Origin of the sequence: Accumulibacter sp. (assembly GCF_031732815.1) — a bacterium.
Classification (GTDB): Bacteria; Pseudomonadota; Gammaproteobacteria; order Burkholderiales; family Rhodocyclaceae; genus Accumulibacter.
The window spans coordinates 1-4,412 of record NZ_JAVMKF010000162.1 but is presented as its reverse complement, the minus strand read 5'-3'; the positions used below and the strand labels follow the sequence as shown (position 1 = coordinate 4,412).

The 4,412-nt window shown below is 62.6% G+C and carries 3 protein-coding genes and 1 pseudogene; all 4 read right to left on the bottom strand.

Annotation, left to right across the window (positions count from 1 at the left end):
• Positions 1-47: 47 nt before the first annotated feature.
• On the bottom strand, positions 48-410 hold the full coding sequence (locus tag RKP46_RS10950; protein ID WP_311106674.1) for a LysR family substrate-binding domain-containing protein: 363 nt from the start codon (positions 408-410) through the stop codon (positions 48-50).
• A 34-nt stretch (positions 411-444) separates the two neighbouring features.
• Positions 445-2,439 carry a sensor histidine kinase gene (locus RKP46_RS10945; protein WP_311106673.1) on the bottom strand — a complete coding sequence of 665 codons (1,995 nt, stop codon included), beginning with the start codon at positions 2,437-2,439 and terminating at the stop codon, positions 445-447.
• On the bottom strand, positions 2,411-3,529 hold the full coding sequence (locus tag RKP46_RS10940) for an ABC transporter substrate-binding protein (protein ID WP_311106672.1): 1,119 nt from the start codon (positions 3,527-3,529) through the stop codon (positions 2,411-2,413). Before RKP46_RS10940 ends, RKP46_RS10945 begins: the two co-directional genes overlap by 29 nt.
• 200 nt (positions 3,530-3,729) lie before the next feature.
• Positions 3,730-4,412 (bottom strand): annotated as a pseudogene (locus RKP46_RS10935) (hypothetical protein); the annotation flags it as partial.

The window sequence follows — 4,412 nt, the reverse complement described above, 5'->3', positions numbered from 1 at the left end:
ATCATTTGTCGACATGGCCGTGGATCGGTTGCGCATGAGCAAGGCCATCAACTGAGGAGGGGTGTTGCCATCAGGGGCGGGATATCGGCCTTATGTTGAGCTCCACACAAGGCCAAACGCCAGAGGACTCCCTGCTCAACCATCCGAGTACCGGACACCGGCCTGAACTCAGCACCGGCCGGTCGCACCTTGCTCATCGACTGCGGAACAAATGACACGCCGAGTCCTTCCGCAACCAGATTGACGATGGTCTGTTGCAGATGAATTTCCAGTCGAATTCGAGGCTCGAATCCATGTTCGCGGCAACGCCCGACAGCCAGTTCATGGAGCGCCGGTGCCGTGGTTGCCGGGAAAGTGATAAAGGGCTCAGCAGCCAACTCACTGACGGCGATTTCTTCGCTTTGCGCCAAGCGATGGTCACTCGGCACGACGGCACATAGCGGCTCAGTGAGCCGCCCCGGTATCTTCGGAATGCCGTGGCGCGACCAGCGGCAACATCAGGATGAAGATCGTCCCTTCGCCCGGGACACTTTCCACGCCAACAGTCCCCCCAAGCACGCCTTTGACGATGTTGTGGCATATCGACAGGCCCAACCCGGTTCCACCGCGACCCATGCGCGTCGTGAAGAAAGGGTCAAAGACACGGCCGATCAGATCCTCTGGAATGCCGATGCCGTCATCCGTGACGCTCAGGCGCACCAGTCCGCCGCTCCCGGTGAGGCAGGCATCGATGTGCACGCTGCCACTACTGCGACCGTCAAATCCATGCAGGATGGCGTTGTTGATGAGATTCGTGATGACTTGTCCGAGCGGCCCGGGATAGCTGTCCATGGAAATTCCGGCCGGGATGTCAACATGCACCTGCCATGGAGTCTTGCGCAGGGTGGGTGACATCGTCAGTATCACCTCGCTGACAACTTCTTCCAGCAGGAAGCGCCGACGCTGCGAGGTCGTCCTGTCGACGGCCACCTGCTTGAAGCTGGTGATGAGCTCCGCCGCACGCTGCAGATTGCGCACCAGAGCCTGCGTGGCTTCGCGGTTGATTTCAATGTGCCGGTTGAGCGCCGACCGCCTTAGTCCGGCAGCGACATCGGCCTCGAACTCTTCGGTGCGATCCTGGAGCGTCGACGCCACCATAAGGCTGTTGCCGATTGGGGTGTTGAGCTCATGGGCAACCCCTGCCACCAGACCGCCGAGTGCCGCCATTTTTTCGGAATGCAGCAGTTCGTCCTGCGCCTGTTCAAGCCTTGTCAGTGCTGCCGTCAGCTCGCTGTTGGTACGCTGAAGTTCGGTCGTGCGAAGCGCAACCCGCTGTTCGAGATCGTCGTTGAGCCTGCGCAATGCATCCTCGCGCTGAAGCACGGCATCGGCCATCTGGCGAACGCTCTCGATCAGTTCGATGGCTTCGGTCACGTTCGACTCTGGCCAGGAATCGGGATAGCGGCCGGCAGCAAGATCGCGCGCCAGATGGGTGAGTCGCGAGAAACGCTGCGAGAATCCTGCCGCCATGAAGATCGCCATGAGCACCGCCATGAAGGCGGCAAGCGTGGCGGCCAAAGCCAGCGCCACGACCAGCTCCCACACAGGCCTGCGAATCTCGGAAAGCGGCTCGACGATCAGCACCGTCCAGTCGGTGCCGGCGATGCGGCGCGCAGCGCCGATGACAGATTGGCCATTAAAATCGAAGTAGTCGGTTACCATTCGCCCGCCTTCCTGCAGAAGCGCCCGCTGCAATACGGGCAGGCGGCCGATATTCAGCTGCTGTCGTGCAATGGCGGAATCGGGGTGCGCAACCACCTGACCGCGGACGTCGATCACCATGATTTGCATCGATGCCGAAGCCTTCAGCTTGTGCACGAAGGACGACAGTTCATCAAGGCGGATTTCGCCAACGAGCAGCCTGTCTCCCGCCGGCACGGTCGCTGCCACCGTGATCTGTTCGGTAACCCCGGACAGATAGACGGCCGACCAGATCCGTTCGCCTTTGCGATGCGCCACCGAGGCGACCGGGTTTGCCGACAAGTCGATGCCCAGGTAATTGAGTGGCGGCTTGAGTGCCTCGGCGGGCAATGCAATGTCGGTCAGCACTCCTCTCGCATCGAGAACGAATACCCCTGCGAGGCTCCTTGCGCCGCGAATCTGCGCCTGTAGCAAGCGATCAGTGTGAGCACCGCGCTCCTTCTCCGGAATGGCCTGTATGACCTGCGCCAGACCCCTCAGGGCAGCGACCGGCTGCTGCAGGTAGCGTTCGGTTTCGACCGCCAGAATCTCGGCCAGTGCGCCATGCGCCTCGGCCACTCGGCGCTCCATCCGTGGCACCAGAAAGGTCCAGACCAGCATCGCGAGAATGACGCCCGGCAGCAGACATACTGCGGCAAAGCGCAGCGAAAGGACAGTGCGCAGGGGGCGACTACGGGGCAAGAACAATCCTTCCGTCACGGACTTCGGTCATCGTGATCGGCCGCTGGGCATCCCCGAAACGATCGATGTGGATGACACCCTGTACCCCCTGGTAGCTCCCCATCTGTACCATTCGATCCTTGAGGCCGGCTTTCTGAGGATTTTTTGCCAGCACGTCGAGCAGCAGTCCCGCCGCATCGTAGGCAACAACCCCTGCAAAACCGGGGTCATAGCCGAAACGCTTGTGATAATCCGCGCGAAAGCGAAGGTAGGCGGGCGAGGTGTCATCCTGGTTGTAGTACTGCTCGATCAACATGCCCTCGACCGCCGCCCCCCCGAGTTCCGTCAAGCGCTGCGTACCTGTCCACGCAGACCCGGCAAGACGGACATGCCGGTCGCTCTGCCGCAACTTCTGCGCCAATAGCGCGCCATCGACAGAGTTCGCCGCAATCGCAATCAGATCGGGCTTGCCTGCCAGAAGCCTGTCGATGAGTTGCGCATAATCCTTTTCCACGCGGGAATCGAAACCGACCGATGCCACGACCTTGCCTCCCTCCCGCTCGAAGGTCTGGGCGAACTCCTTTGCCCAGTTTTCGGTGTAGTCGCGATTGGCCAAATCGAAGATCAGCGCCGAACGCTTGAACCCATATCGTTGCCGGTAGTGTCGAGCGGCGTGGCTACCGTACTCCGTGGTCGTCGAAATTGTGCGGACGAAGTTGTCGTCCTTACCCGTCAAACCGCTGGTTGTGACCGTTCCGCCCACCAGCAGCATGCCCGCCTTGTCGGCCGCCGGCACGAGTACGGCAGCTATCGAACTGGTCATCGGTCCGAGCACCGCCGTAACCTTATCAGCGACCAACTCTGCCAGTACCTGCGTCGCTTTGGCCGGATCCTGCTCGTCATCCTTGATCAGCAGCTCGATGCGCCGACCCCCAATCCCGCCACGCGCATTCCGCTCTTCGATGGCCAGCATGACACCGTTTCGGCCTGTGGTTCCAAGGTCGGCGAACCTTCCGGAAACTCCGCCGATGAAGCCAAGGCGGATCGGCTCGCTCTCGCCACAGGCCAAAAGCAGGCCACTCAAGAATACGACGGGCAGAAAGCGCCGCCAGTGCATACGTTGCGCCATGATCGGGGGCTCCTCGCAAGTTGCCAACGTGCAGTGTAGCGCCGCCCCCTCTCGGTTGGCTACGCGTCCGGAAACATCAGAATTCCCTGATTCTTGCGCATGCAGAAACTTCGCCAGGGAGCCCATTTTCTCGAGCCGGCAGACTCCATCAGGAATGATGTCGGAAGCTGCATGGGGTCAAGCAATATCGCACCAACCGCCTACTTCAAATCCTCCGGCAACACATACCCCGGATACGCTTTGCGAAATTCGGCCAGGCGTCGCGCGGCTTCTTCGTCGCGGCCCTGTCGCTTGAGTTCACGAATCTCTTCCAGCCACGCACTCGCTGTCGGCACCGCTTCACCGCGCGCGGCGCCAAGCCCTGCGGGGGCCGCGACGGCGGGAGCCGCCTTCTGCCGGACAGCTCGCGCTTCCGGTTCCTGCGCGCGATCGGCCAGCGATCCGGCCCTTGCTTCATTGGCTGACTCGGCCTTCAGGCGCGAGACGGTGGCGGTCTCGCTGGAAGCGGACGCGGGCGTGGTGGCCGGTGCGACTGCCGCCGGAGCCGGAGCCTGGGGTGGCGCGGGCAATGGCGCGGCGGCCGCGACGCCACTGGCCGCCTGCGCAGGAAATGCAGCGGGGGCCGCAGAGACAGCGGGCGGCACCGGTTGCTGCACGGTTTTCTTCTCGGTCGGGCGCGATGCACTTTCGTTGCGCGCGCCAGGCACTGCAGCGGGCGCCACGGCCGGCGCCGCCGCGGCATCAGCCGCACGCTCCGTAGCAGGGGCAGGCTGAACCTTGGTTGCGGGCGGTTCCTGTTCCAGCGTCTCGGGCGCCTGCCGCTGCACCGTCAACGAGAGCATCACCGCCAGCAGGGTCGTCGCCATCACGCCGATCGGCAGCG

Excerpts from the sequence above, each read along its gene's own strand:
- RKP46_RS10940 (WP_311106672.1), bottom strand. The coding sequence starts at position 3,529 with ATGGCGCAACGTATGCACTGGCGGCGCTTTCTGCCCGTCGTATTCTTG.